25 protein-coding genes and 1 tRNA gene are annotated in these 24,728 nt (G+C 61.4%); 14 read left to right on the top strand and 12 right to left on the bottom strand.

The genetic code is table 11. The features are described 5' to 3' along the window. Positions 1–10 precede the first annotated feature (10 nt). Positions 11–430: a DUF4864 domain-containing protein gene (locus WBQ96_RS15015; protein ID WP_336551130.1), complete on the bottom strand. Its 420-nt coding sequence runs from the start codon at positions 428–430 to the stop codon at positions 11–13. A 293-nt stretch (positions 431–723) separates the two neighbouring features. Between WBQ96_RS15015 and WBQ96_RS15010 the strand changes: the two genes are divergently transcribed. From WBQ96_RS15010 to glpK, 7 genes are all read left to right on the top strand, one after another. Continuing rightward, the gene (locus WBQ96_RS15010) at positions 724–2,136 is read left to right on the top strand and encodes a circularly permuted type 2 ATP-grasp protein (RefSeq protein ID WP_336551129.1); all 1,413 of its coding nucleotides are present in this window, start codon (positions 724–726) and stop codon (positions 2,134–2,136) included. Positions 2,137–2,156: 20 nt separating this feature from the next. Beyond that, positions 2,157–3,098: an alpha-E domain-containing protein gene (locus WBQ96_RS15005; RefSeq protein WP_336551128.1), complete on the top strand. Its 942-nt coding sequence runs from the start codon at positions 2,157–2,159 to the stop codon at positions 3,096–3,098. Further along, positions 3,098–3,892 carry a transglutaminase family protein gene (locus WBQ96_RS15000; protein WP_336551127.1) on the top strand — a complete coding sequence of 265 codons (795 nt, stop codon included), beginning with the start codon at positions 3,098–3,100 and terminating at the stop codon, positions 3,890–3,892. The genes WBQ96_RS15005 and WBQ96_RS15000 overlap by 1 nt, the downstream gene beginning before the upstream one ends. A 30-nt stretch (positions 3,893–3,922) precedes the next feature. Then, entirely contained in the window at positions 3,923–4,654 is a 732-nt protein-coding gene (locus WBQ96_RS14995; protein WP_336551126.1) for a proteasome-type protease, read from the top strand. 33 nt (positions 4,655–4,687) lie between these two features. Continuing rightward, positions 4,688–6,100 carry a pyridoxal phosphate-dependent decarboxylase family protein gene (locus tag WBQ96_RS14990; protein WP_336551125.1) on the top strand — a complete coding sequence of 471 codons (1,413 nt, stop codon included), beginning with the start codon at positions 4,688–4,690 and terminating at the stop codon, positions 6,098–6,100. 85 nt (positions 6,101–6,185) lie between these two features. Next, complete coding sequence (locus WBQ96_RS14985; RefSeq protein ID WP_336551124.1) at positions 6,186–6,950, top strand: DeoR/GlpR family DNA-binding transcription regulator; 765 nt, start codon at positions 6,186–6,188, stop codon at positions 6,948–6,950. 149 nt (positions 6,951–7,099) lie between these two features. After that, on the top strand, positions 7,100–8,587 hold the full coding sequence (gene glpK / locus WBQ96_RS14980) for a glycerol kinase GlpK (protein ID WP_336551123.1): 1,488 nt from the start codon (positions 7,100–7,102) through the stop codon (positions 8,585–8,587). A gap of 67 nt (positions 8,588–8,654) precedes the next feature. Here glpK and WBQ96_RS14975 read toward each other — a convergent pair whose 3' ends face one another. Further along, positions 8,655–9,182, bottom strand: a complete 528-nt coding sequence (locus WBQ96_RS14975; protein WP_165113761.1) for a BA14K family protein — start codon at positions 9,180–9,182, stop codon at positions 8,655–8,657. 376 nt (positions 9,183–9,558) lie between these two features. Here WBQ96_RS14975 and WBQ96_RS14970 point away from each other — a divergent pair. After that, positions 9,559–9,634, top strand: a tRNA-Lys gene (locus WBQ96_RS14970). A 113-nt stretch (positions 9,635–9,747) separates the two neighbouring features. Here WBQ96_RS14970 and WBQ96_RS14965 read toward each other — a convergent pair. Together WBQ96_RS14965 and WBQ96_RS14960 are read right to left on the bottom strand one after the other, a co-directional pair. After that, positions 9,748–10,551, bottom strand: a complete 804-nt coding sequence (locus WBQ96_RS14965) for a LuxR C-terminal-related transcriptional regulator (RefSeq protein ID WP_336551122.1) — start codon at positions 10,549–10,551, stop codon at positions 9,748–9,750. Between the two features lie 147 nt (positions 10,552–10,698). After that, positions 10,699–11,922, bottom strand: a complete 1,224-nt coding sequence (locus tag WBQ96_RS14960; protein ID WP_336551580.1) for an acyl-CoA dehydrogenase family protein — start codon at positions 11,920–11,922, stop codon at positions 10,699–10,701. A 220-nt stretch (positions 11,923–12,142) separates the two neighbouring features. Between WBQ96_RS14960 and msuE the strand changes: the two genes are divergently transcribed. From msuE to WBQ96_RS14940, 4 genes are all read left to right on the top strand, one after another. Then, complete coding sequence (gene msuE / locus WBQ96_RS14955) at positions 12,143–12,694, top strand: FMN reductase (RefSeq protein ID WP_336551119.1); 552 nt, start codon at positions 12,143–12,145, stop codon at positions 12,692–12,694. A 13-nt stretch (positions 12,695–12,707) separates the two neighbouring features. Further along, positions 12,708–13,517, top strand: a complete 810-nt coding sequence (locus WBQ96_RS14950; RefSeq protein WP_336551118.1) for an alpha/beta fold hydrolase — start codon at positions 12,708–12,710, stop codon at positions 13,515–13,517. Between the two features lie 38 nt (positions 13,518–13,555). Further along, positions 13,556–13,999: a cupin domain-containing protein gene (locus WBQ96_RS14945; protein ID WP_336551117.1), complete on the top strand. Its 444-nt coding sequence runs from the start codon at positions 13,556–13,558 to the stop codon at positions 13,997–13,999. Positions 14,000–14,125: 126 nt separating this feature from the next. Beyond that, a complete protein-coding gene (locus WBQ96_RS14940; RefSeq protein WP_336551116.1) occupies positions 14,126–15,403 on the top strand; it encodes an MFS transporter in 1,278 nt (425 codons plus the stop codon). A 105-nt stretch (positions 15,404–15,508) separates the two neighbouring features. Here the strand turns inward: WBQ96_RS14940 and uxuA are convergent, their stop codons facing one another. From uxuA to WBQ96_RS14900, 8 genes are read right to left on the bottom strand one after another with little or no spacing between them, the layout of a single operon-like run. Beyond that, the gene (gene uxuA, locus WBQ96_RS14935) at positions 15,509–16,699 is read right to left on the bottom strand and encodes a mannonate dehydratase (RefSeq protein ID WP_336551115.1); all 1,191 of its coding nucleotides are present in this window, start codon (positions 16,697–16,699) and stop codon (positions 15,509–15,511) included. 59 nt (positions 16,700–16,758) lie between these two features. After that, positions 16,759–17,787: an ABC transporter ATP-binding protein gene (locus tag WBQ96_RS14930; protein WP_336551114.1), complete on the bottom strand. Its 1,029-nt coding sequence runs from the start codon at positions 17,785–17,787 to the stop codon at positions 16,759–16,761. Positions 17,788–17,799: 12 nt separating this feature from the next. Then, positions 17,800–18,642 carry a carbohydrate ABC transporter permease gene (locus WBQ96_RS14925; RefSeq protein ID WP_336551113.1) on the bottom strand — a complete coding sequence of 281 codons (843 nt, stop codon included), beginning with the start codon at positions 18,640–18,642 and terminating at the stop codon, positions 17,800–17,802. Next, positions 18,639–19,565 (bottom strand): carbohydrate ABC transporter permease, encoded by a 927-nt coding sequence (locus WBQ96_RS14920; RefSeq protein WP_336551112.1) that lies wholly within the window; start codon positions 19,563–19,565, stop codon positions 18,639–18,641. The genes WBQ96_RS14925 and WBQ96_RS14920 overlap by 4 nt, the downstream gene beginning before the upstream one ends. A 13-nt stretch (positions 19,566–19,578) precedes the next feature. Next, complete coding sequence (locus WBQ96_RS14915; RefSeq protein ID WP_336551111.1) at positions 19,579–20,826, bottom strand: ABC transporter substrate-binding protein; 1,248 nt, start codon at positions 20,824–20,826, stop codon at positions 19,579–19,581. Positions 20,827–20,859: 33 nt separating this feature from the next. Then, positions 20,860–21,765, bottom strand: coding sequence for an SMP-30/gluconolactonase/LRE family protein (locus WBQ96_RS14910; RefSeq protein ID WP_336551109.1), 906 nt, complete (start codon positions 21,763–21,765; stop codon positions 20,860–20,862). Beyond that, the gene (locus WBQ96_RS14905; RefSeq protein ID WP_336551108.1) at positions 21,762–22,553 is read right to left on the bottom strand and encodes an SDR family NAD(P)-dependent oxidoreductase; all 792 of its coding nucleotides are present in this window, start codon (positions 22,551–22,553) and stop codon (positions 21,762–21,764) included. Before WBQ96_RS14905 ends, WBQ96_RS14910 begins: the two co-directional genes overlap by 4 nt. Continuing rightward, positions 22,550–23,308, bottom strand: coding sequence for a FadR/GntR family transcriptional regulator (locus WBQ96_RS14900; protein ID WP_165113790.1), 759 nt, complete (start codon positions 23,306–23,308; stop codon positions 22,550–22,552). Before WBQ96_RS14900 ends, WBQ96_RS14905 begins: the two co-directional genes overlap by 4 nt. A gap of 214 nt (positions 23,309–23,522) precedes the next feature. On the opposite strand from WBQ96_RS14900, the gene WBQ96_RS14895 reads away from it, so the two are divergent. Both WBQ96_RS14895 and WBQ96_RS14890 read left to right on the top strand, forming a co-directional pair. Continuing rightward, complete coding sequence (locus tag WBQ96_RS14895; RefSeq protein ID WP_336551578.1) at positions 23,523–24,389, top strand: DUF6772 family protein; 867 nt, start codon at positions 23,523–23,525, stop codon at positions 24,387–24,389. Next, on the top strand, positions 24,389–24,724 hold the full coding sequence (locus WBQ96_RS14890; protein ID WP_336551106.1) for a hypothetical protein: 336 nt from the start codon (positions 24,389–24,391) through the stop codon (positions 24,722–24,724). The genes WBQ96_RS14895 and WBQ96_RS14890 overlap by 1 nt, the downstream gene beginning before the upstream one ends. Positions 24,725–24,728: the final 4 nt, after the last annotated feature.

Genomic DNA, 24,728 nt, shown 5'->3' with positions numbered 1-24,728 from the left:
TCGGCAGGCCTCAAGTGCTCAGCGAATTCGACGCCCGCATGCTGACGCCGGTGATGCGGAAGACGCCGTCGGGCTGCAGTTCCAGCGTATAGACCGCCTCGTAATCCTTGCCGTCCGCCCCGACGATTATCACCTGCTGGATGATCGAGGTCGGGCTCAATTCCTGAACCTTGCCGAAAGCATAGCTGCGCGGCTGATGGACCGGCTTGTAGGCGCCCGTCACCATGTTCATGAAGTTTTCCAGCGTCGGGAAGATGCGTTTCACATTGGGTGCGGCAAAGCTGTAGGCGGCGGCGTTGTCACCGGCGCGGAAGGCCTTGAGCTGACTGTCGATCGAGCTTTGGGCCGCCTTTATCTCGGCATCTCCGGCAAAGGCTATGGAGGTGTAGAGCGCGGGAATGAGGGCAAGAGCTAAGAGTCTTCGGCGCATGAATTCTCTCCGTCCTATCGAGCGCAATGCCGCAGCTCAGCGAAAATGCGCCGAGCTTCAGTTTAACATACGCAAGGCGCGGCCTCCCGGTTTCATCGCGCTGCGAGATTCGCTATCGGAAACCGCTGAAGGCGGTGCCAACTTTGCCCAAGCGATTTTCAAACCCCGTAGGCAGCATGCCTATATTCTGGGCAAAAGGCGGAAGATGCATCGCCTTGATCATGGAATGTGCGATTGCGCTTGCTTTTCGTCTTCGACCTCATTTCAAATGAGGTTCAGAGGGGAGTGCGCGATTGGCTGCATTCGATGAAATGCTTCCGGAAACTACCGGATTGCGAAAACCATACACGGGCTATGATGACTGGTTCAAAGATCAGGATGCGGCCCGATTGACCGAAAAGATGCGCGATGCCGAGCGCGTTTTCCGCAAGACCGGCATCACCTTTGCCGTCTATGGCGAAGAAGAAGCGGCCGAGCGCCTTATCCCCTTCGACATCGTTCCGCGCATCATTTCAGGCCAGGAATGGCGACGCCTGACGCAAGGCATCGAACAGCGCGTTCAGGCGCTGAATGCCTTCCTCGATGACATCTATCATCGCCAGGAAATCCTGCGGGCAGGGCGCATACCCCGCGAATTGATCGCCAGCAACGTCGCCTTCCTGCCGGAAATGATCGGCGTACGGCCGCCGGGCGGCGTCTACACCCACATCATCGGCACTGACATTGTGCGCATCAACGAGAACGAGTTCTACGTTCTGGAAGACAATGCGCGCACGCCTTCCGGCGTTTCCTACATGCTGGAAAACCGCGAAACGATGATGCAGCTCTTTCCCGAGCTGTTTCAGCGCATCAAGGTGCGGCCGGTGGAAAACTATCCGCAGCTTCTGCGTCAATCGCTCGGCGCGGTGCGGCCGGATGGGGTCAAGGATGCGCCGACGATAGCAGTGCTGACGCCGGGCAGCTTCAACTCCGCCTATTTCGAACATGCCTTCCTTGCCGACCAGATGGGCGTGCAGCTTGTCGAGGGATCGGATTTGCGCGTGGTCGACGGCCATGTCGCGATGCGCACGACCGAAGGCTACAAGCAGATCGACGTGCTCTATCGCCGCGTCGACGACGCCTATCTCGATCCGCTGACCTTCCGTCCGGATTCGGCGCTCGGCGTGCCGGGCATCATGGATGTCTACCGCGCCGGCAACATCACCATTGCCAACGCTCCGGGCACCGGCATTTGCGATGACAAGGCGATCTACTCCTACATGCCGGAAATCATCGAATTCTATACCGGCCGCAAGGCGATGCTGGGCAACATCCCGACCTGGCGCTGTTCGGAGCCGGACAGCCTGAAATATGTTCTCGAGCACCTGGACGAACTCGTGGTGAAGGAAGTCCACGGCTCGGGTGGCTACGGCATGCTGGTCGGGCCGGCAGCGAGCAAGAAGGAATGCGAGGCGTTTTCGCAGAAGCTGAAAGCGCGTCCATCGAATTACATCGCCCAGCCGACGCTATCGCTGTCGACCTGTCCGATCCTGACTGAAAGCGGCCTTGCCCCGCGCCATGTCGATCTGCGGCCCTTCGTTCTGGTTTCGGACCGTATCCAGATCGTGCCCGGCGGACTGACGCGGGTGGCGCTCAAGGAAGGATCGCTGGTCGTGAATTCCTCGCAGGGCGGCGGGACGAAAGATACGTGGGTTCTCGACGATTGAGTGAGTTTTAAAGGGTATCAATGCTTCTCGGACGCACCGCAAACGGCATTTACTGGATGCATCGCTATATCGAGCGGGCCGAGAATATGGCGCGTTTGATCGATGCCGGCATGCGCATGGCGCTGACCCGAACGTCGAGTTCGGCGGACGAATGGACATCCGTCATACTGAGCGCCGGGGTGGAGGCGACATTTCGCGAGCGCCACGACGAGTTCAGCGCCGAAACGGTCACCGATTTCCTGCTGCGCGACACATCCAATCCGTCGAGCGTGATGTCGGCGATCGAGACGGCGCGCAATAATGGCCGCATGGTGCGGACCGCTCTGACGCGCGAAACCTGGGAAAGCATCAACGAGGCATGGATGTCGCTGAAGCGCATGCTGGGCAGCCCGGTCGACCAGCGCGACGTGCCGGCAGTGCTGGACGCCGTCAAGCGCGAGACCGCGCTGATCCGCGGCGCTTTCCACGGCACGATGCTGCGCAACGAGATCTTCGACTTCTCCCAGATAGGCACTTTCGTCGAACGGGCGGACAACACGGCGCGCATCCTTGACGTCAAATACTATGTTCTCCTGCCGTCGATTTCCTGGGTCGGCTCGACGCTCGACAACTACCAGTGGGAATCGATCCTGCGCTCGGTGTCGGCGCATCGTTCTTATCGCTGGGTTTACGAAGCCGACTACAGACCGGCCAACATCGCCGATTATCTCATCCTGAATAACCGCATGCCGCGCTCGCTCGCCTATTGCTATCGCAATATCGCCGAAAGCCTGGCCTATCTCGCTGACGACTATGGCGCGCTGCATCCCTGCCACAAGACGGCGGGCGAGACGATGGCCAAGCTGGAAGTAGGCAACGTAAAGACCATCTTCGACGCCGGCCTGCATGAATTCCTGTCGTGCTTCATCCGCGACAACTACCGGCTCGGCGACGAGGTTGCACAGGATTACAGGTTCCACTGATGCGCCTCAAAATCAAGCACCGCACCGAATATCACTACGACATGCCAGTGCAGTACGGTCTGCAGCGGCTGCGGCTGTTGCCGCGCGAAGGCAAGACGCAATCGGTGCTGTCCTGGAACGTCGTAGTCGGCGGCGCGCGCGAAGAGGTGCGGTTTTCCGACCAGTTCGGCAACGACACGCGGCTGGTCAGCATCGAAGGCGATCCGCGGGTTGTAAGCGTCGAGGCCACGGGCGAGGTCGAAACCCATGACACAGCCGGTGTGAGCGGGCCTCACACCGGTTTTGCGCCGCTCTGGCTGTTCAGTCAGGCAACACCGTTGACGGAGGCCGGTGAAGGCATTCGCGACCTCGCCGCCTCGATCGCTCCGGGCGCTGAAATTGATCGTCTGCATCAGCTGCTGGGCATGGTGCGCGAGCGCGTTGCCTATATCGTCGGCGCGACCGATGCCGAGACCACGGCGGAGGAAGCGCTGAAGCAGGGCAGTGGCGTCTGCCAGGATCATGCCCATGTGTTTTCGTCTGCAGCACGGCTGCTCGGCATTCCGGCGCGCTATGTCAGCGGCTATCTGATGATGGACGGCACCATCGAACAGGTGGCGAGCCATGCCTGGGCGGAAGCCTATGTTTCCACGCTGGGCTGGGTCGCGTTCGACGCCGCCAACGGCATTTCCCCAGACGAACGCTATGTGCGACTTGCGACGGGCCGAGATTATCGCGATGCTATGCCGGTTTCCGGGATTCGCTTGGGACAGGCGTCGGAACAGCTTGCGGTTCACATCACGGTCGAGCAGTAATCCCGGTATTGTTCTAGAATACGGGATTCCATGACTTATTGTGTCGGCCTCAAGTTGGATCGCGGTCTGGTGTTCATGTCGGACACCCGCACGAATGCCGGAATGGACAGCATCTCCACCTTCCGCAAGATGCACACCTGGGAAAAGCCGGGCGAGCGCGTCATCGTCTTGATGTCGGCCGGCAATCTGGCGACGACCCAGGCTGTCGTCAGCCTGCTTGAGGAGCGCTCCAAGGCGCCGGAAGAACGATCTTCCGTCGTGCTTGAAACGCCGTCGATGTATCAGACGGCGCGGCTGATCGGCGATGTCGTCAAGGAAGTCATCGCTCATGCATCGCCGACCGGAGAGAGCGCCGATTCCTATTTCAACGCCTCTTTCATCCTCGGCGGTCAGATCAAGGGCAGCCCGCCGCGGCTGTTCATGATCTATCCGGAAGGCAATTTCATCGAATCCACGGATGACACGCCGTTCTTCCAGGTCGGCGAGACCAAATACGGCAAGCCGATCATAGTGCGTGCCTACGACCGCACGATGAGCTTCGAGGAAACCGTCAAGCTTTTGATGGTATCCTTTGATTCTACACTAAAATCCAACCTTTCGGTTGGCCTTCCTCTCGACCTCCTTCTTTACGAAAACGACACCTTCGACGTTAAGCTGAAAAAGCGGATCGCGCTTGACGATCCCTATTATCGGACGATTACAGACGGCTGGTCGAATGCGCTGAAGCTGGCGTTCAAGAGCCTGCCTGATTTCCCCATCTGATATCGACCGGCGTTTGCCGGTGGGAGGAAGCACTTGGACGCCAAGGAATTTCGCGATTGGTCGCTGAGGGCGGCCGAATGGGGCGCGGACTATCGCGAGACGCTGCGGGAACGCCCGGTACGGGCGCAAACCCAGCCCGGCGAGATTTCGGCAGGCATCGCACTTTCGCCGCCGGAAGCGCCCGAAGCGATGGAGGCGATTTTCGCCGACTTCGAAGAAAAGATCCTGCCGGGCATGACGCATTGGCAACATCCACGCTTCTTCGCCTATTTCCCGGCCAATGCAGCACCAGTCTCGGTGGTGGCGGAATATCTGGTGACGGTCATGGCGGCGCAGTGCATGCTGTGGCAGACATCGCCCGCCGCGACCGAACTGGAAACGCGCATCATCGACTGGCTGCGCCAGGCCCTGGGCCTGCCGGAAGGGTTTTCCGGTGTGCTGCAGGATTCGGCATCGTCGGCGACGCTCGCTGCCGTGCTGACCATGCGCGAGAAGGCGCTGGACTGGCAGGGCAACAAGCAAGGGCTGTCTGGTCAGCCGCGCATCCGCGTCTATTCCTCCGATCAGGTCCATACCTCGATCGACCGGGCGATCTGGGTTGCGGGCCTCGGCGAGGAAAACCTTGTCCGCATCCCGACTGCCGGGCGCTGGCGGGCGATGGATGTGGCCGTCCTTGAAGCCGCGATCGTTGCCGACAAGGCAAGCGGCCTGCTTCCCGCCGGCATCGTTGCCTGCGTCGGCGGCACCAGCACTGGCGGAACCGACGATATTGCCGCCGTCGCTGCAGTTGCGCAGAAATATGGACTTTACCTGCATGTCGATGCCGCCTGGGCCGGTTCGGCGATGATCTGCGAAGAATTTCGGCATTTCTGGGCCGGTGTCGAGCATGCCGATTCAATCGTCTTCAATCCGCACAAATGGCTGGGTGCGCAGTTCGATTGCTCGGCGCAATTCGTGCGCAATCCCGACTATCTGGTTCGCACGCTTGCAATCAAGCCGGAATATCTGAAGACGCACGGCAAGGACGGCGTCGTCAATTATTCAGAATGGTCGGTGCCGCTCGGCCGCCGCTTTCGCGCGCTGAAACTGTGGTTCCTACTGCGCGCCCATGGCCTTTCCGGCCTGCGCACCATGATCCGCAACCATGTCGCCTGGGCGGAAAAGCTGGCCGCGCGGATTGCTGCGACGCCGGAATTCGAGCTCGTCACCGAGCCTATGCTGTCGCTGTTCTCGTTCCGTCACATGCCTTCAGGCGTGACCGACCTCGACGAGCACAATCTGCGCCTCATCAACGCGATCAATGACGATGGCCGTATTTACCTCACGCAGACGCGGGTCGACGGCCATTTTGCCATTCGTTTTCAGGTCGGCCAGTTCGAGGCTACCGAGCAGGATGTGGAGACGGCCTATTCGGTGATCACCGAGATTGCGGCTTCGCTTCGGTGAGGGCACTTCCCAATTCGCCAGCTATGTTTTTGCGGCGTTTCGTTTTACCTTGATTGTTGCCTCAAACGAAGATCGGAGAAGCAGCGTGTTCCTGTCGACGCGGCATTCGGAAATCATACAACTGGCCAAGGATTCCGGCCGCGTTCTCGTCGACGATCTGGCGGCGCATTTCGGCGTGACGCCGCAGACCATACGCAAGGATCTCAATGATCTCTGCGAGCAGCGCCTGCTCAGCCGCATTCACGGTGGCGCGTTGTTTCCCTCCGGCATCGAGAACATGGAATATGAGGCCCGTCGCAAGATAGCAGCCGAGGAGAAAGACGCGATCGGCCGCGCTGCCGCCAAGCTGATCCCGGACAACGCCTCGCTCTTCATCAACATCGGCACGACGACCGAAGCTGTAAGCCAGGCGCTTCTTGATCATTCAGGCCTGATGGTTATTACCAATAATATAAATGTTGCCAACAGGATGCGGGTTTTTCCTGAGATCGAGGTTGTGATCGCCGGCGGCGTCGTGCGCGGATCGGACGGCGGCGTTGTCGGCGAAGCGGCGGTGGATTTCATAAAGCAGTTCAAGGTTGACTACGCAGTCATCGGAGCGTCGGCCATCGATCATGACGGCGCGCTGCTGGATTTCGATTTCCGCGAGGTGAAGGTGGCGCAGGCGATCATCGCCAATGCGCGCCACGTCATCCTCGTTGCCGATGCGACCAAGTTCGAGCGCACCGCACCGGTGCGGATCGGGCATCTGTCGCAGGTCGATTCCTTCATCACGGATCGCTGCGACATCGAAACGGTGCGGGCAATCTGCGAGGAGTCGGAAGTCCAGCTGATTGAAACCATGCGCTGAAGCCGTCGTCGTGTCTTGATGTATTTTCGTTGAAATTCGTTTGTGTTTCGAATTGATAGGAAATAGCTTCGTAACTCGCAAAATCGCGGAATGAAGAAGCTCCGGACCATCCTTCACACTCCCGGAGTCGAGACAAAGAGGGGGAGACGATGGGTGGATTGGTGCTGGCGATCGATCAGGGCACAACCTCGAGCCGTGCGATCGTGTTCGATGCGGCGATGAAGCCGGTCGGCACCGGCCAGCAGGAATTCACCCAGCATTTTCCGGCCTCCGGGTGGGTCGAACACGATCCCGACGAGATCTGGGAAAGCGTCGTTGCCACCTGCAGGACGGCGCTCAAGAAGGCGAAATACACCGCCGCGGATGTCTCGGCGATCGGTATCACCAATCAGCGCGAAACCGTCGTGATATGGGAAAAGGCCACCGGCAAGCCGATCCACAACGCCATCGTCTGGCAGGATCGCCGAACCGCGCCGCTGTGCCAAAAGCTTAAAAAACAAGGACTTGAACCGCTTTTCTCGCGAAAAACCGGATTGCTGCTCGATCCCTATTTCTCCGGCACCAAGATCGCGTGGATCCTCGACAAGGTTAAGGGCGCGCGCAAGCGGGCGGAAAAGGGCGAGTTGCTGGCCGGCACGATCGACAGTTTCCTGATCTGGCGGCTGACCGGCGGCAAGGTTCACGCTACGGATGCGACGAATGCTTCGCGCACGCTGGTCTACAACATCCGTTCCAACGAATGGGACACCGAACTCCTGAAGATCCTGCGTATTCCGGCAGCGCTGTTGCCCGAAGTGAAGGATTGCGCCGACGATTTCGGCGTCACCGACAAGAAGCTGTTCGGTGCGGAAATCCCCATTATGGGAGTTGCCGGCGACCAGCAGGCGGCGACCATCGGCCAGGCGTGTTTCGAGCCCGGCATGATGAAGTCGACCTACGGCACCGGCTGCTTTGCGCTTTTGAACACCGGCGCCGACATGGTGCGCTCGAGGAACCGGCTTCTTACGACCATCGCCTACCGCCTGAACGGTGAGACGACCTATGCGCTTGAAGGCTCGATCTTCGTCGCAGGCGCTGCTGTTCAGTGGCTGCGCGACGGCATCGGCGTCATCGGCAAGGCCGAGCATAGCGGCGTGCTGGCGGCCAAGGCCGACGATACCCAGAACGTCTATCTCGTGCCTGCATTCGTCGGCCTCGGCGCGCCGCATTGGGATGCGGAGGCACGCGGCGCGATCTTCGGGCTTACGCGCAATTCCGGCGCGGCCGAATTCGCGCGCGCCGCACTCGAATCGGTGGCGTACCAGACGCGTGATCTACTCGATGCGATGCGAAAGGACTGGAAGGGCGGTTCGAAACAGACCGTGCTGCGTGTCGATGGCGGCATGGTCGCGTCGGACTGGACCATGCAGCGGCTTGCCGACATCCTCGACGCGCCGGTTGATCGTCCGACCATACTGGAGACCACCGCGCTGGGTGCCGCATGGCTTGCCGGCTCGCGGGCAGGGGTATGGCCCAAAGCCAAGGCTTTTGCCAAGTCATGGGCGCTGGACCATCGCTTCAAGCCGCAGATGGACGAGACCGTCCGAGCAGCCAAGCTGAAGGGCTGGCGCAATGCGGTGAAGCGGACGCTTTCTTAAGCGTTGAGCGAAATCACATGGAAAAAGGCCCGCGCTGAGCGCGGGCCCGATTTCACTATGACCGATATCAATAGGGCGAATAGCACTGCTGACGCGGGCCGTTATAGGGCTGGAACGTGTTGTCATAGGCCCGATACGACCGGTAGCGGTTATAGCACCAACGCACATGGGCGTTGCCGCCACCGCGATATTCACGAACCGGCGGCGGTGCTGCTATTGCGCCACCGACGATTGCCCCGGTGATGAATGCGGCAGCCGGGAACCAGTAGCCATTATATTCGCGGTAGCCGCGTCGGTAGTTTCGATAGCCGCGATGCCCGCGATAATAGTTGTAGTCGCCGCGGCGTTCGAAACGGCGTCCGTCACGACGCCCATCGCGCCAGCCTCGGCGAAAATCCCGCCGATCGCCACGGAAGTGCCGGGCGGAAGGAATGGCTCTGCGATACGGGTCGTATTGTACCTGCTGTACGTCAGACTGCGTCGTTGCTGCCGGCGGCACATAGGCGGGTGCTGCGCTGGCTCCGGGTATGGCCGGTACGATCGCGAAGGACAATGCAAGCGCCGAAGCGCAGAGGCCTGAGAGAAACTTCTTCATGATGATCTCCTCGCAAAGGATGAACTTGTCCCTTGTGCCCCAAGCAACGTGCAAACGGCGCGATTGGTTCCCGCCGAATGCAAGTGATTGAAACGCAGTGATTTATGGCGCGTGATCGAGCCCGGCGCAAGAATGCTGCAAGCACGAAGTCGCGAGCGCGAACAAAGGCTGATGGACATTGCTTTTTCCGGTTGACCGGCAGGGGCACTCTCCCTATGTTCCGGCGCAATTTCGGGGCGCCTTTTGTGCGCTGCGAAACACTCGTTGCGGCTTTCGGCCGCCCGCTCTGAAATCGATGCATACGGATAACGTGGGCATTTCCGGCTTACCGGGGTTCAGGGCATTCGTTCTGACAAGAACACGGGTGATTGGTGAAGGGCTGGTAGCTCAGATGGTAGAGCACGGAACTTTTAATTCTGGGGTCATGGGTTCGAGTCCCATCCAGCCCACCAACACCAATTTCGGCCTCTGATTTTATTGGCTTTTTGCCCGTGCTCAAGTGGGCGACGGGTCTGAACTGCGAAGGCAGTTTATACAGGGCCCAAGCGCAACGACTTGAGGTTCCTCAATGTGTAGTCAACAGGCGCTGGACGAGTTCGGTGCGGTTGTGTGCATGCAGCTTCTGGCAGAGGCTGCCAATATGGTCCTTGACCGTATAGGCTGATATTCCGAGGGCTCGTGCGATCTCCTTGTTGGACTGGCCGTGGCACAGCAGCAGCGCCACTTCGCGCGAGCGCGTCGGCAGTTGGTTCAGGGCCGATGCATTGGCCAGTGACGCGTATTCGCTGTGTGAGGCCGCGCCGGACTGCGAAATCCAAGCAGGTGGAGCGCCATTGAGCCGACCGGTCTCGACCATTGTGGTGAGCGCGAGTGATCCGGCCCGGCAAAGGATCTGCATGCTGTCAACGGCCGGTGACGCATAGGCTCCGACCTCGCCCTGGTTGGCAGTATAGACGACGCCGACCACGCGGTTGTCGACACGAAGCGGCCCCGCCATGCAATGCATGAACCCCCAGCGCCGGAGCAGCTCGAAATTGTTGCAGCTTTGCCAGCCGGCGGCGCCGACAAGCGTCGAGCCGTCCACGGGCTGGCCCTTTTCGCAGATATACGCCAGCAGCGGATCGTATTTGTCGAATTCAGCGCTGTACTCCTGGATGAACCCGTCCGGCGCGTGCTTGCTGTAGAACAGATAAGGTTTGTCCCGGTCGAGCAGATAGAGGCCTACCGTCGGCGATCCGATCAGCCGGCCGATCTCGCGGTGACAGGCGTCGCCGAGCGCTTCCAGCGTACGGCTGGCGGCAACGTTGAGCGCGGCATCGCTGACCGCGCCCGCCGAGTAGTCCGCTATCGTGGCCGGGGACCGGCGCATCTGTCACTCCTCCTTTTGCCCGCGCCCATTTTTAGGCTTGTCGGACACGGCAAGGCTCGCCACCCTCAGCGAGCACCCTGTTTGCCGGACAAGGAGTTTCCAGCAAAAGCAGGAAAAAGCAAGCGGGTGCGTGCGATCCCGCGACGGTCAGCCGTCGACGCCGAACACGCCCCATTTCGCGTCCGCCCCGACAGCGCCGAGATAGACGCGTCCGCATTCCTGGACGATCTCGTCAGCCATCAAAATGTGCTGCGTTCCCGAATGGATGTCGCGGTAGAAGCGCTGCATGATGCCATTGTGCAGGGAAGCGCCCCGTGCAGCCCGGTGGGCGAAGGTGCCGACATCCGATATCACGTCATGCACATGGCGCATCGCCAGCTTCACGTCGGCGATCTGTTCGAGCGATGCTTCGCCACCTTCGGCGAAGGTTTCGGCCATGCTCGTCCAGGCCTGATAGGCAAAGGCGCGGGCCGACCGAAAGCGCGCCTCGGCGCGGGCGAATTCATATTTGAACGTCGCGCTTTCGTTCATCTTGCCGAAGGCATCGACGCGTTTGGCGGCAAGCTTGGCCAGTTCGTCCAGCATGCGCCGGCCGACGCCCAGCGCCCATGTCGTGTGGCCCCAGGCGGTATAGCCGACTAATCCGAGGCTGCCCTGCGGACCGCCGCGTTTGGCATTGCCCTCGTTGAGGCCGTAGCAGAGATGATGCGGCACGAAGAGCTCGTCGGCATCCTTCAGCGTGTAATCGAAGCTGCCGGTGGCGCGCAGGCCGAGCACGTCCCAATTGCCTTTCAGTTCGATCGTCGCGCGCGGGTGATGGGTGACGACGACTTCCGGCTGGCCGTTCGGCTGCATTACCATGGTCTTGCCGGTCGCGTCGGTGACGAAACAGCCGGAATGGATCCACTCGGCGTGCTGGATGCCGCTGCCATAGGCCCAATGGCCGCGGATCATGTAGCCGCCTTCGACAGGTCGCGCATAGCCGCGCGGCACGCCGTTGCCGGCCACCATGACATCGGGTCCATGCGCGAAGATATCGCTGGCGCCCTTGTCGGAAACGAACAGCGACATCACCCCGCCGACGGCGTTGTTGACGATGACGCACCATCCCGCCGAACCATGCGCCCAGGCGACGCGCTCGCCGAGCCGCATGGCGTCGACATGGGAAAGCTCCGCGCCGCCGACCTCCTTCGGCATCATCATGCTGTAGAGCCCGGCATCCTGCAGAAGTTTGAACGTGCCGTCGGCGAGCCGGTTCAGCTGCTCGCTTTCTTCCGCCGCCGCTTCGATCGCCGGCAGGATGCTTTCGACACGGGCCGTCATTTCGGCAAGCGACGGTTTGGCTGCTTCTTTGAGATTGGCAACAGGCATGTTCACGGGCTCCACCCTTGTCTTTCGGTTGTCGGGCCAGGCTCGGCGGCCGGGTTCCTTCTCGTGGCAGTGTTCCAACGGGGCAGGGGCGCAGCAACCCCCCCAACTGGGGGGATTGTGCGCCTCGCGCTGCACTTGAAAGATGCCGGTCGACGGGAATTGAAGCGCGGCCCGCACAAGAACCAAGAGCCGGCGGCGCTGATCTGGGAGTATCGTATCGATGGCTGGCATCAGGGTCATCGGCTTCTGCGGCAACACGCAGAGGCCGTCGAAAACGCGCGCGCTTGTCGAGGCCGTTTGCGCCAATCTGCGCAAACGCCACGGTATCGACGTCGATATCTTCGATCTCGTCGATGCCGACGATGGGCTCGGCGCGTATTCGCCGGCCGGACTGAGCGGTAGTGCCAAGGCGATCGTCAATGCGATCGAAACCGCCGACGCACTCATCGTCGGCACCCCGGTCTACAAGGGTTCCTACACTGGCCTGTTCAAGCACGTCTTCGATCTGGTTCAGCCGACGGCACTGATCAATCGCCCGGTGCTGCTCACCGCCACCGGCGGCGGCGCACGTCATTGCCTCGTGGTCGAGCATCAGCTCCGGCCGCTGTTCGGCTTCTTCGAGGCCTGCACCATCCCAACCGCGATCTATGCCAGCGAAACGGATTTTTCCGACGGCATTCCCTCAAGTCCGTTCGTGCTGCAACGCATCGCCGCCGCCGTTGATCAACTGGCGAGCCTGGTCGGGCGTCCCGGCTGCGTCGCCGCCGAATAGCAAGGAGTTCAGGATGAACCAGGCAATCGTCTCCAGATCCGCTCCTGCAATGAGCGGCTTCGAGCGCGCCGAGTATGATATCGGCGGCGTGCGCACCGTCGTGCACAGCATCGGCAAGGGCAGGCCGCTGGTCTTTCTCCATGGTGCCGGCACTTTTCCCGGCTTCGAATTCGCGCGTCTTCTGGCTGCCGATGCGCGCGTGATCATTCCCTATCATCCAGGCTTCGGCGAATCCGCCGATGACGAGCACATCACATCGATCGACGACCATGTCCTGCATTATGCCGACCTGTTCGATCGTCTCGGCCTCGCAGAGTTCGACCTTGCCGGATTCTCGTTCGGCGGCTGGATCGCCGCCGAATATGCCGCGCGCATGAGCAGCCGCCTGCGCCGGCTGGCATTGGTGGCACCTGCCGGGCTGGTGGTGCGCGCGCATCCGGCGCCGGACCTTTCGATTGTCGCGCCGCATGATTTGCCGGGCTACCTGACGCATGATCCGCAAGTGGCGATCGGCTATTTCCCGAAGTCGCCGGACCCGGCCTTCGACCAGTCGCTCGGCCGCGAGATGATGGCGTTCGGCAAGCTTCTCGGCGACGAGCCGCAGGGCAATCCGAAGCTTGACCGCTGGCTCCATCGCATCGGTGTTCCGACGCTGCTGCTTTGGGGCAGTGAGGACCGGATGCGCCCGGCAACCCAGGCGTCCGCCTGGCTGAACGAACTTCCAAACGCGCGGTTCGAACAGGTGGCGAATGCAGGCCATCTCCTGTTCGAGGAAAAGCCGCAGGCCGCTGTCGCAATCTTTCGCGACTTCCTCGCCGCGTGAAGACCACCGAACCGACACATCTCGAAAAGGACAGATCAATGATTGTGATGCAGGCCGGCGTGACCAAGAGCGAGGAAGCCTATGACGGCGCCAAATGGAGCATTCTTGGCCAGACCTACACGCTGAAACAACAGTCGGATGCCTCCATGGCCTGGCATGCAATCCTGCCGCCCGGCACCTTCGTGCCGCCGCACACGCATCCGACGCAGGACGAGTTCATCTCGGTCTTTGAGGGCCGTCTCGACCTCTGGCTCAACGGCAAGGAAGTGATCGCCAACGCCGGCGATCTCATCCGCCTGCCGATGGGCGAACCACACGGCATCTTCAACAAATCCTCCGGTACGGTCAGCTGCCTGTTCTGGGTGTCGCCGACGCGGGCGCTGCGCGGCCTTTTCGAACGCATTCACAATGTCGGCGATCCGGCCGAAGTGGTGCGCATCGCCGCCGAGCACGAGGTCGACTTCCTGCCACCACCGGCCTGAAGACATCCATGCCTTTCCCGTTCGCTGCCATTGCGGCGCGCGGGAACCGGGTACGGCCCGGCAATCATAAACGCCGCAAAGGCGCATCAATTCGCGAAAATAAATTTCCGAACAGGGGAACGGACGATGAATTGGGATACGATTTCTGAAACGGACAGGTCACACATAAAACGCTGGCAATTCGGCATGCTGGCGCTCGCGCTGATATGCGAGATCTTTCTCGCTGCGGACTGGTACGCCTTTGCGGCGGTCATTCCCTTCATCTCGGAGACGTTGCAACTCGATCCGGCTCAGGCCGGCCTGGCGCAAGGCATCTTCGCGCTGACATACGGCCTCGGCATGATCGTCTGGTCGCAGGTCAGCCGCGGCATGAGCGCCCGCAACATGCTCTTGATCGGCCTTGCCGGCACCGGCCTTGGTATGGTGCTGCAGGTTTATGTCCAGAGCTATGGCCAGTTGATCGCGCTCCGGCTCTTCATCGGCTTCTTCGATGCCGCGATCTTTCTTGGCAACATGAAGCTGGTCATCGGCTGGTTTCCGCAGGCGCGGCGCGGCAGCATCGTCGGTATGATCCTGGCTGCCTACAGCCTTGCCATAACGCTCGACTTCGCGCTCGGCATTCCGCTTACCATCGCCTATGGCTGGCGCACATTCTTTGCCCTGCTGGCCGGCGGAACCCTGCTCGTCGCGCTTGCAATCGTGCTGTTTGGTCGCAATGGCCCGGCCGAGATCGGCGTGCGTGGCTTTGCCTGGGAAGAGCCGCTGCCGCGTGGTGCGGCGATCCCGCTCAGCGCCATCTTCCGCTCGCGGTGGATTTTGGTTGGGGGGCTCGGAATCGCCGCCTGTACACTCGCTATTGCCGGTACGGCGACCTGGGTGGTGCCTGCCTATATCGCCGTCCAGAACATGCCGGTGGAAGATGCCGCCCTGGTCGGCACGCTGATGGGCCTGTCGCAGGTGGTGTTCCTCGTCATCGGTGGTTACGTAGCCGATCGCATCGGCAAGGCCTTCATTATCAAGTTCGGCACGGTGCTGGCGCTGCTCACTGCAATCGCCTTCACGGTCGCCACCATCTATCCGATGGATTTCGGTTGGCTTCTGCTCTTCGCCGGTCTTAGTGGCATTGCCGTCTTCGGCGGTGGTGCGATCTTCTCGCTGCTCAGCGAAAAGTATCCCGACGAACTGGCAACCGCGGCGGTCGGTTACGCCGAAGTCTTCGGCGTGGTTTCGAGCTTCTTGTCGCCATGGATGATGGGCCTGGTGATCCGCGCCTCAGGCGGCTCCTTCACGGAGGCGTTCGTGGCGTTCGCGGTCGTTGAGGCGATCTTCCTTATCGTCCTCGTTATCCTGGCGCGGGAGAACGTCGGGAGGGCAGGGGTCGCTGCTCCGGTCGCGACCAACTGAAGTCAGCAGGATCGCATTTATCGCCTCTTGCTTTCGAGAGTCCGGGCGCCCGCTAAGCAGCAAATCGCTGACGGCAGCGCTCGGCGATCGATCTGGCACCGACCGTCATTCGGCCTCGATCTTCTCGACAGCGGCCATCACACCGCGTAGCTCGGCCAAGCCACGAAGACGCCCGATTACCGGATAGCCGGGATGGGTTTTTCGCGATGCGTCGTCGATCAATTCATGGCCGTGGTCGGGGCGCATCGGAATATTCCAATCCCTGCGTCCTTCGGCCTTGCGGCGCCTGCACTCGGCCATGAGCACACGCACCAGCGCTACCATGTCGGTGTCGCCGCCGAGATGATCTGCCTCCATGAAGGAGCCATCGGCTTCCTTGGCGACGTTGCGCAGGTGGGCGAAATGGATTTTGTCGGCGAAGCGTCTGGCGATCGCCGGCACGTCGTTGGCCGGGTTCGCACCCAGCGAACCGGAGCACAATGTCAGCCCGTTTGACGGAGAGGGTACCGCCGACAGGACAAAGTCGATGTCATCGGCGTTGGAGACGATGCGGTCGAGGCCAAACAGCGGGCGGGGCGGATCGTCCGGATGTACGCAAAGTCGCACGCCCACCTCTTCCGCGGTTGGCACCACCTCGCGCAGAAAGCGAACGTAGTTGGCTTGAAGGTCGGTGCGCGACACTTCCTTGTAGCGATCCAGCATGGCGCGCAGGCCCGGCACGTCATAGCGGTCATAGGCGCCCGGCAGACCAGCCATGATATTGGCCAGCAGCTTTTCCCTGTCGCTTTCGGAAGAACTCTGGAACCAGCTCCGCGCCCGGTTGAGAGTGGTCTCGTCGTGCTCGTCTTCCGCGCCGGGCCGTTTCAGCATATAGCAGTCGAAGGCCGCATATTCGTGGATATTGAAGCGCAGCGCAGTGCCGCCGCCGGGAAGGGGCGCGTCCAGTTCCGTGCGGGTCCAGTCGAGGATCGGCATGAAGTTATAGCAGACCACCTCGATGCCGCAGGCGGCAAGATTGCGCAGTGATTGGCGATAAGCATCGAAGATCGGCTCCAACCCCTCGCCACCAAGCTTGACGCTCTCATGCACCGGAAGGCTTTCCACCACGCGCCATTTCAGGCGGAGCGAGGCTTCGGCCTCGATGATTGCCTGCCGTTTGTGGATTTCCTCGACGCTCCAGACATGTCCGTAAGGAATATGATGCAGCGCGGTGACGATGCCGCGCGCGCCGGCCTGGCGCACATGCTTGAGTTCGCAGGCGTCATCAGGGCCGAACCAGCGCCAGGTTTCTTCCATTTCATCAGCTCCCCGATTGGGCGGTTTGTCAGATTTTGGCGTGGCCACCCGCCGGACCACTACGAAACAGCGCGCCCGTCGGCATCGAAGAAATGCAGATTGTCCTTATCCGCAGTCAGTCCGATGCGGGTGCCGATCGGGGGCATGTCCCGCTTGTCATCAACGATAAGGCAGGTCTGTCCACCGGGCAGCTCGACATGCATCAGCGTCACGGCACCGGTGTATTCGTTTAGCGTCACGGTGGCGGACAGCGCGTCGGTCGTTGGCTCGACAACGCGAAGATGCTCGGGACGCACGCCGACCGAAACCGCATTGGCGGGCAGGGCATGCGTCGGGGATACGAGCTTTGCTTCCGCGGCCGGCAGCAGATTCATCCTCGGGCTGCCGATGAACTGCGCGACGAAGACATTGTTCGGCTTCTCGTAGAGGTCACGCGGCGAGCCGATCTGCTCGACCTTGCCGTCACGCAGCACCACGATCTTATCGGCCAGCGTCATCGCTTCGATCTGGTCATGTGTCACGTAGATCATCGTGGTCTTCAGGCGGTGGTGCAGCGCCGCGATCTCGGAACGCATATGGACGCGAAGCTCCGCGTCGAGGTTCGACAACGGCTCGTCGAACAGGAAGACGTCCGGGCTGCCGACGATGGCCCGTCCAATGGCGACGCGCTGCCGCTGGCCGCCGGACAACTGGCGAGGATAGCGGTCGAGCAAGGCTTCGAGCTTCAGTGTTGCGGCAGCTTCCCTCACGCGCCGGTCGCGCTCGTCGGCTGGAACTTTGCGGACCTTCAGGCCGAAGCCCATATTGTCGCGCACATTGAGATGCGGGTAGAGCGCATAGGACTGGAACACCATGCCGACGCCGCGCTTTGCCGCCTGAACGTCGTTCATCCGCCGCCCGCCGATATGGAGTTCTCCGCTGGAGACATCCTCGAGCCCGGATATCATGCGCAGCAGGGTAGACTTGCCGCAACCGGACGGCCCTACGAACACGGCGAACTCGCCTTCGTTGACCGTCAGGTCGACGCCCCTGATGATCTCGGTCGCGCCGAATTGTTTGCGAATGTCTTTCAGGACTACATCAGCCATTCATATTCCTCGTCAGCCTTTGACGCCGGAAAGCGCAAAACTCTCCGTGATCTGGCGTTGGGCGATCAGGTAAACGATCAGGATCGGCAGGACTGCGAGCGTGGTCGCCGCCAATTGCAGGTTCCACAGCGGCAGTCCGTAGCTATCGTTGAAGTTGGAGAGTGCCAGAGGCAGGGTGAACATCTCCAGCGAACTCAGGAAGATCAGCGGCTCGAGGAACAGGTTCCACGAGAACAGGAAGGTGATGATGGCGACGGCCGCCAGCGCCGGGCGCGACATCGGCAGGGCGATGCGCCACCAGATGCCGATGCGCGAAAGCCCGTCCATCCGTCCGGCGTCCTCAAGCTCTCTCGGCAGCGCCAGGAAATACTGGCGCATGAGGAAGGTCGCCATGACGCCGTGCGGCCCGAATGTCGGCAGCAGGATCAACGGCCAGTGCGTGTCGATCAGGCCGAGCGAGCGGATGAGGAAGAAGTTGGGAATGATGGTGACCTCCTCGGGCACCATCAGCGCCGAAACGAGGAACAGCATCAGGAGGCCTGCCCCTGCGAAACGCATCCGGGCCAGCGCATAACCCGCGAGCGAGGAGATGATCAGCGTCAGCACCGTCACGGCGATCGCGATGTAGAGCGAGTTGAAATACTGCCGGGCGAAGGGCTGGTAGGTGAACACCTCGATGAAGTTCTGATACCGCCAGACGCGCGGCAGCAGCGATGGCGTGCCGAATATCTCGGTCGTGCTCTTGAAGCCGGCCGAGACCATCCAGAGAAACGGAAAGACGAAGGGGATCGCCACGATCAGCAGCGCCAGCGTCCAGCATGTGCGGTAGATAATGTCGATCTGGCGCCGGGTCATTGCATGCCCCTGCGACGTATCCGGACCTGGATGAGGGTAAGCGCCATGACGATCACGAACATGATCATCGCCAGTGCGGCGGCGTAGCCGACGTTGAAGAACTTGAAACCCTGCTGGTAAATGTAGAAGGCCAGCACCAGCGTGCCGTTCTCCGGTCCGCCGCCCGTCATCTGGTAGATGTGGTCGAACACCTTGAACGATCCGATCGTCGTGATGACCAGGATCACCAGAGTGGTGGGAGCCAGCAGCGGCCAGATGACCATCGTGAAAACCTGCCAACGCGACGCGCCTTCGAGACGCGCGGCCTCCTCGTAGTCGCGTGGCACGGCCTGGAGTGCTGCGATGTAGAGGATCATGTTCAGGCCGACCATCTTGATGACGCGCGTGACGATGACCGCGGCCATCGCCCAGTTCGGCTCACGCAGCCAATTCGGGCCGGTTATGCCGATGAGGGCCAGCATCTGGTTGATCACGCCGCCTTCGCCCTGCAGCAGGAACTTCCATACGATGGCCCAGGCGATAGCCGACGTGATGACAGGGGCAAAGAAAACCGTACGAAAGAAGACGACACCGAAGAATGGCCGCGACAGCGCCAATGCGAGCGTCAGTGCAAGGGCCATGTTGAGAGGTACGAGCCCGACAGCAAACACGATGGAGTTGCGGACAACGTGCCAGAAGTCAGGGTTCTTGAAGAGCGCGTCGTTGAAATTATCCAGCCCGACGAACGTGGCCTTCTGTGACAGGAGGTTCCACTCGGTCATCGAGAAATAGACGACCGCGACAAGTGGGCCGAGGAAGAAGATAAGGAAGCCGATGACGGTCGGGCTGACGAAAAGCCAGGCCTCAAGCATCTCCCGGTTCTTCAAGGTCAACCACGGCGCGCGATCGTTGCGCGCCGTGGTTTCTGGGCGGGAAAGATCCATCATCTTCCGCAGGTCAAAGCAACGGTTGAATGGCTGCGCAGACGCCCTTCAGCGCCTCTTCGACATTTGCGTCCGGCTTCCAGAGCGCGTCCATCTTCGGCGCCATTGCCGCGAATATCTGCGGCACCTTCTCATGCGCCGGGTGGACACGGCCATTCACGATCGCCGCCGCGATGCTCTTCATCTGCTCGGCAGGCACCAGCTTGTTGCTGTTGATGAAGGCGTCGCTCTCGAGAACCGACTTGCGTGCCGGCGGGAAGAACTGCGCCATGGTGGCGACGTTCTCCTTCGTCGTCATCTGCGCCACAAGGTCGGCAGCAAGCTGCTTGTTCTTGCCCTGTTCGAAGACGACCAGCGCCGCCTGTCCGATGACTGGAGCCTCGCCCCCAGGGCCGGTCGGGAGAGGAGCGATGCCCCACTTGAAGCCGGCCTCAGGCATCTTGGAAGCCCGCGATATCTGGTTGACCGTCATCGCCGAATTTCCGGAGAAATAGTCTCCCTGCTCGCCAGGCGGCACGATGGTCTTGTCCTTGAAGACCATGTCGTGAAGCTGCTGCACGGCAGCGACTGCCTCCGGCTTGTCGAAGCCGCATTGGCCATCGGCCCACATCTCGCCGCCATAGGCGCGGATCGGAGGCAGCACCGCATGCGTCATGCGCGAGGCATAGCCTTCGCCGTCCTTGAACTCGAACGCCCACTTGCCGGGGTTTGCCTCGACGAGCTTCTTCGACACTTCCTGGAACTTCTTCATGTCCCACTCGCCCTTCGCAGCGAGCGCCAGCGGGTCTTCGAGACCTGCTTTGTCGAACATGTCCTTGTTGTAGTAGATCATGAACGGCGAAGTTGAGAACGGGATGCCGTAGACGGTTTCGCCATTCTGCCACAGTGCCATCGCAGGCTGCGAGAAGTCGGCGAAATCATAGCCATCGGCGGCCTTGACGGTCGGCCCGATATCCATCAGCAGGCCGGCGTTTTCGAAGGCGGGGGCTGCGTCCTCCATCATCCAGGCAGCATCCGGCGGATTGCCGCCGGCGACCTGGAAGGTCAGTTTCTGCGTATAGTCGGCGACAGGTACCGTCTCGAACTTCACGGTAACGCCGGGATGCTTGGCGATGAACGGTTCAGCGATGCCGTTCAGCATCTTGAGGTGGGCTTCACTGCCGGTCCAGACGGTCACGCGCAATTCCTGCGCGAGCGCTGCCCCGGACATCAGGCATAGTGCCAATGTGGAAGCGATTGTTCCTGTTCGTGCACCTTTCATGGGTTCCTCCCCTTGGTGGCTGGTTGTTGTTGGTTATGTGTGCATGCGTATCGGTTGGCGGACAGGCTGGAAGCGCGGGATTTCGTGCCCGCTTATTCCGGTTTCGATTTCGAAGACGGAGCCGGCAAGCGGCTGCTGCCTAAGCTCGTCGGGTGTCAGTCCGGCGCGTATCGAGGTAACGAAGAGCGTCGTCATATCCGGGCCGCCGAAGGCCGGCTTGGAAGGGCGGGACACGGGCAGCCGGATCGTTTCCATCTCGTGCCCATCAGGATCGACGCGGACGATCAGCCCGACGTCTACCGCCGCGAACCAGTAGCAGCCATCGACGTCGACGCAGGCGCCATCAGGGCGCCCTTCGGCGGGAACGTGGAACACGCGGCGACGATCTAGCGCGCCGGTCTCGACATCGAAGTCGAAGGCCCAGATGCAGCGGATGTCGGGATGACTGTCGCTGAGGTAGAAGGTGTGGCCGTCGGGTGAAATGGCGCAGCCATTCTGGGTGCGAAGACCGCCAATGACCTGCACGGCGAAACTGCCGTCGTAGCGATAGAGCGCTCCGATAGGCTTGCGCTCGACCGGGATGTGCATCGTCCCGGTCCAGAACCGCCCCAGCGGATCGGTGACCCCATCATTGAAGCGCATCTCGGGCTCGGCTGTCCGGATCCCGGCAAGCAACGAGAGATTTCCGGAGTCTGGGTCGAGGCTGTACCAGCCGTGCGACGCGGCAACGATGATCGCGCCATCGGAGAGGGCCAGCGCGCCCGGTAAGACGTCCAGCTCGTATGTCGATAACTCGCCCGTACCGGCCTGTTTGCTGTGGACACGGCCGCCGGCGGCGTCGACCCACCACAGCATCCCGGTCGAGGCATCCCAGAGAGGGCTCTCGCCGACCTGGTCCTCGCCAACGTGGAACACGGAGACGTTGCGGGAGACCGTCATGCGGCCTCTCCCGGCAATACGCCCGGGGCGTCGCCGATCGACCAGCCGCCATCGACGGGGATGTTCACGCCGGTGACGTAGGCGGCGGCATCGCTGCACAGGAAGATGTAGGCGCCCACGAGATCCTCGGGCATGCCGTGGCGTCCGACCGGAATTTTGACGGCCACCGCGCGGCGGAATGCGGCGTCCTCGTAGCGGGGAGCTGTCGCTTCAGTCTCGATCGCGCCTGGCGACACAACGTTCATCGTCACGCCACGCGGGGCAACGTCACGCGCAAGCGCCCGTATTGCTGTCAGCTGGGCAGATTTGAGCGAGGCGTAGACGATTGTTTCGGCGCGCGGACGGCTCGCCATGATGCTGCCTGTGGCAACGACACGGCCCCAGCCGCGCTCGGCCATCGGTGGCACGAATTTGCGGGCGAGAGTAATCAGCGCCGTAAAATTGGAGGCGACATGCGCCTCGACATGTGCCGGATCGGCGTCGTGCCAGGGGAGGCGGCGCTCGATTGCCGCATTGGAGATGAGGATGTCTATTGGACCGGCAGTCGAGAGAACCTCATCGGCGAAGCTTTCGACGGCGGCCGGCCGGGTGAAATCCGCCTCGAAGACGGACGTGCCGCCGCCTACCTCCCGGGCAGTGGCTTCTGCATCGCCGGCGTCGCCGAAATGGTGGATGACGATCTCGGCGCCCTCTGCTGCCAGGCCAAGTGCGACGGCGCGGCCGATGCCCGAACTGGCGCCGGTGACGAGCGCACGACGCCCCTCAAGCGAGAAGCGGCCTGCGCTCATTGGCGTCTGCCCTCGAGCTTGTCGGCGACTTCCAGCGAGGCGATGTCGGCGGCCTTGAAATGCGATTTGATCTTCGCTTCAGCAAGGTCGGCATCGCCGGCGGAGATTGCGTCGAGAATCTCCTCGTGGCGCTTGATCGTCTGTCGCCAGTCGGCATCGGTCCGGTTCGAACGCCGTGAGAAGAGTTCGGAGACCTCGCGCTGCACCGAACGCAGCCCTTCCATCTGGACGCGTATCATCGTGTTTCCGGTCGCCATCGCCAGTCCGAGATGGAACAGGATATCGGCCTCCGTGAAACCAGCAGGATCGAGCAAAGACGTCTTCATGTCCTCGATCGCCTGGGTCATGGTCTTCAGCCCTTCGGGATCGCGGCGTTCGGCTGCAAGGCGAGCGATGCCGGTCTCGATGACGCGGCGCATTTCGTTGGCTTCCTGCAGGCTCTTCAGGCTGGAGCGGACCGCATAGCCGTAGATCCTCTCCATAGGCTCGCCGCTGATCGCTTTGGCTCGCGCTACCTTGCCTTGCTGGGTGAAAATCAATCCGGCAGCGGTCAGCTGGCGCAGCGCTTCGCGGGCGATCGGCTTGGATACGCCGAACTCACGCGCGATTTCGCCTTCGGGCGGCAAAGGCTCGCCGGGCTGGATGCGCCCGTCGAAGAGCGCGGCCGCAATGGCGTCCGATACGCTGTCCGCCAGGCGCAGCGGACTTGCTTGCTTCGCTGAAAAGAACGGCTTCTTTGTTGTTGTCGCGGTCATCTGTTTTTCCCAATTCAGGTTTGTTAGCACGACAGCACAAAACTTAGCAACTAAGTTTATCAGTTGCCAAGCTGCTTGGCGATCGCTAGAACCGATGCATCATCGCACCTGCCGATAACGCGGAGTAGACGAAACATCATGAACGTCGCGAGGCTCCGCACCGCATGAGGCACTCATCGTGACGTCCAGGAACATTTCCGAAATCGCCGAAGCAATGCGCATAGCGCTGCTGCGCGTCGACCCGGCGCTCAGCCGGTTCGATCCGCTCCCGCGGATAATTTCGCTGGACGACTTCTCGCGCGGTCATTGCGGCTGGTCGCAGCTGGTCGGCAACTATGAGGACCATCTCGACACGATGCTGCCGGGCTATGCCCAGCATTCGAGCGCCATGCTTTCGACACTCGGCCATTGGGAGGCGGGGTCGCATGGCGGGATGGATTCGTCCTATGCACTGAAGATCGCAACCCGGCCGAAGCCGGGCGCGCAAAACGTGGCGATCAAGCGTCACACGTTCCGCAAGCGTGGGCCGATCCGTTTCGAGGCCTATTTCACCTTCAAGCCCGAGGCCAACGAGCTCAAGCTGTCGGAGACCGACGTCCGCTCCGTAGGCTTCCTCTTCGACCTGCAGGGTGGAGACCAGGATGCGGATGCACAGCGCGTGATGCCGCATCTGCGCTTTCTCAACGCTTCCGACGGCAAACACTGGCAGAAGTGGCAGTACAAGCGCGAGACGACGACTTTCAAGGCGGTCGGCCCGGAGGACAAGACGGTGAGCCACTACCATCTCTCGCCGGATGGATGGCTCGACCTGCCCAATGCCGAACAGCGGCTTTGCTACAACGAGATCCCGACCAAGGTGAACTGGAGCTACCTGCGGTTCGATTTCGATCTTGAGACGATGAAAGCCACCGGCTTCCAGTGCAATGATCGAAACTTCGACCTTTCCGGCTTCGATTCGATCCGGATCCCCGCGATGAAGAACCTCTGGTGCATGCTAAACTTCGGCCTGTTCGCGGAGACCGACGTGGCCAAGCGGGCTTTCCTCTATGTCGACTCCATCTGCATCTCAGGAGACTTCTGATGCTGCCCGAAAACATCACCGCGGTCATTGCCCGCAACGAGCGGTGGACCGGCGAGGCGGCATGCGAACCCTACGAGGCCGGGTGGGCGCGCGAGGCCGTCTTCTTCGTCCGGGCGATCAACCCGCCTATAGGCCCGGCCCCGATGGCCTGGGTGGATATCTCGCCCGACGGCATGCGCTGGATTCGCGAAGGCGCGGAGTTCCGCATGCCTTCCGAGCGTGACGGTATTGCGTGCGCTCGCATTGCGCATTTCGGCAACTGGCTGCGCGTCGCGACGAAATTCGAGGACGGCGCGGAATGCACCGTCCTTGTCACGCTTCATCTCAAGGCCTGAAGCC

The sequence above is a fragment of the Mesorhizobium sp. CCNWLY176 genome, assembly GCF_037153935.1.
Classification (GTDB): domain Bacteria; phylum Pseudomonadota; class Alphaproteobacteria; order Rhizobiales; family Rhizobiaceae; genus Mesorhizobium_M; species Mesorhizobium_M zhangyense.
Note: the sequence above shows the minus strand (reverse complement) of the source record. Positions and strands in the feature narration are given on the sequence as shown.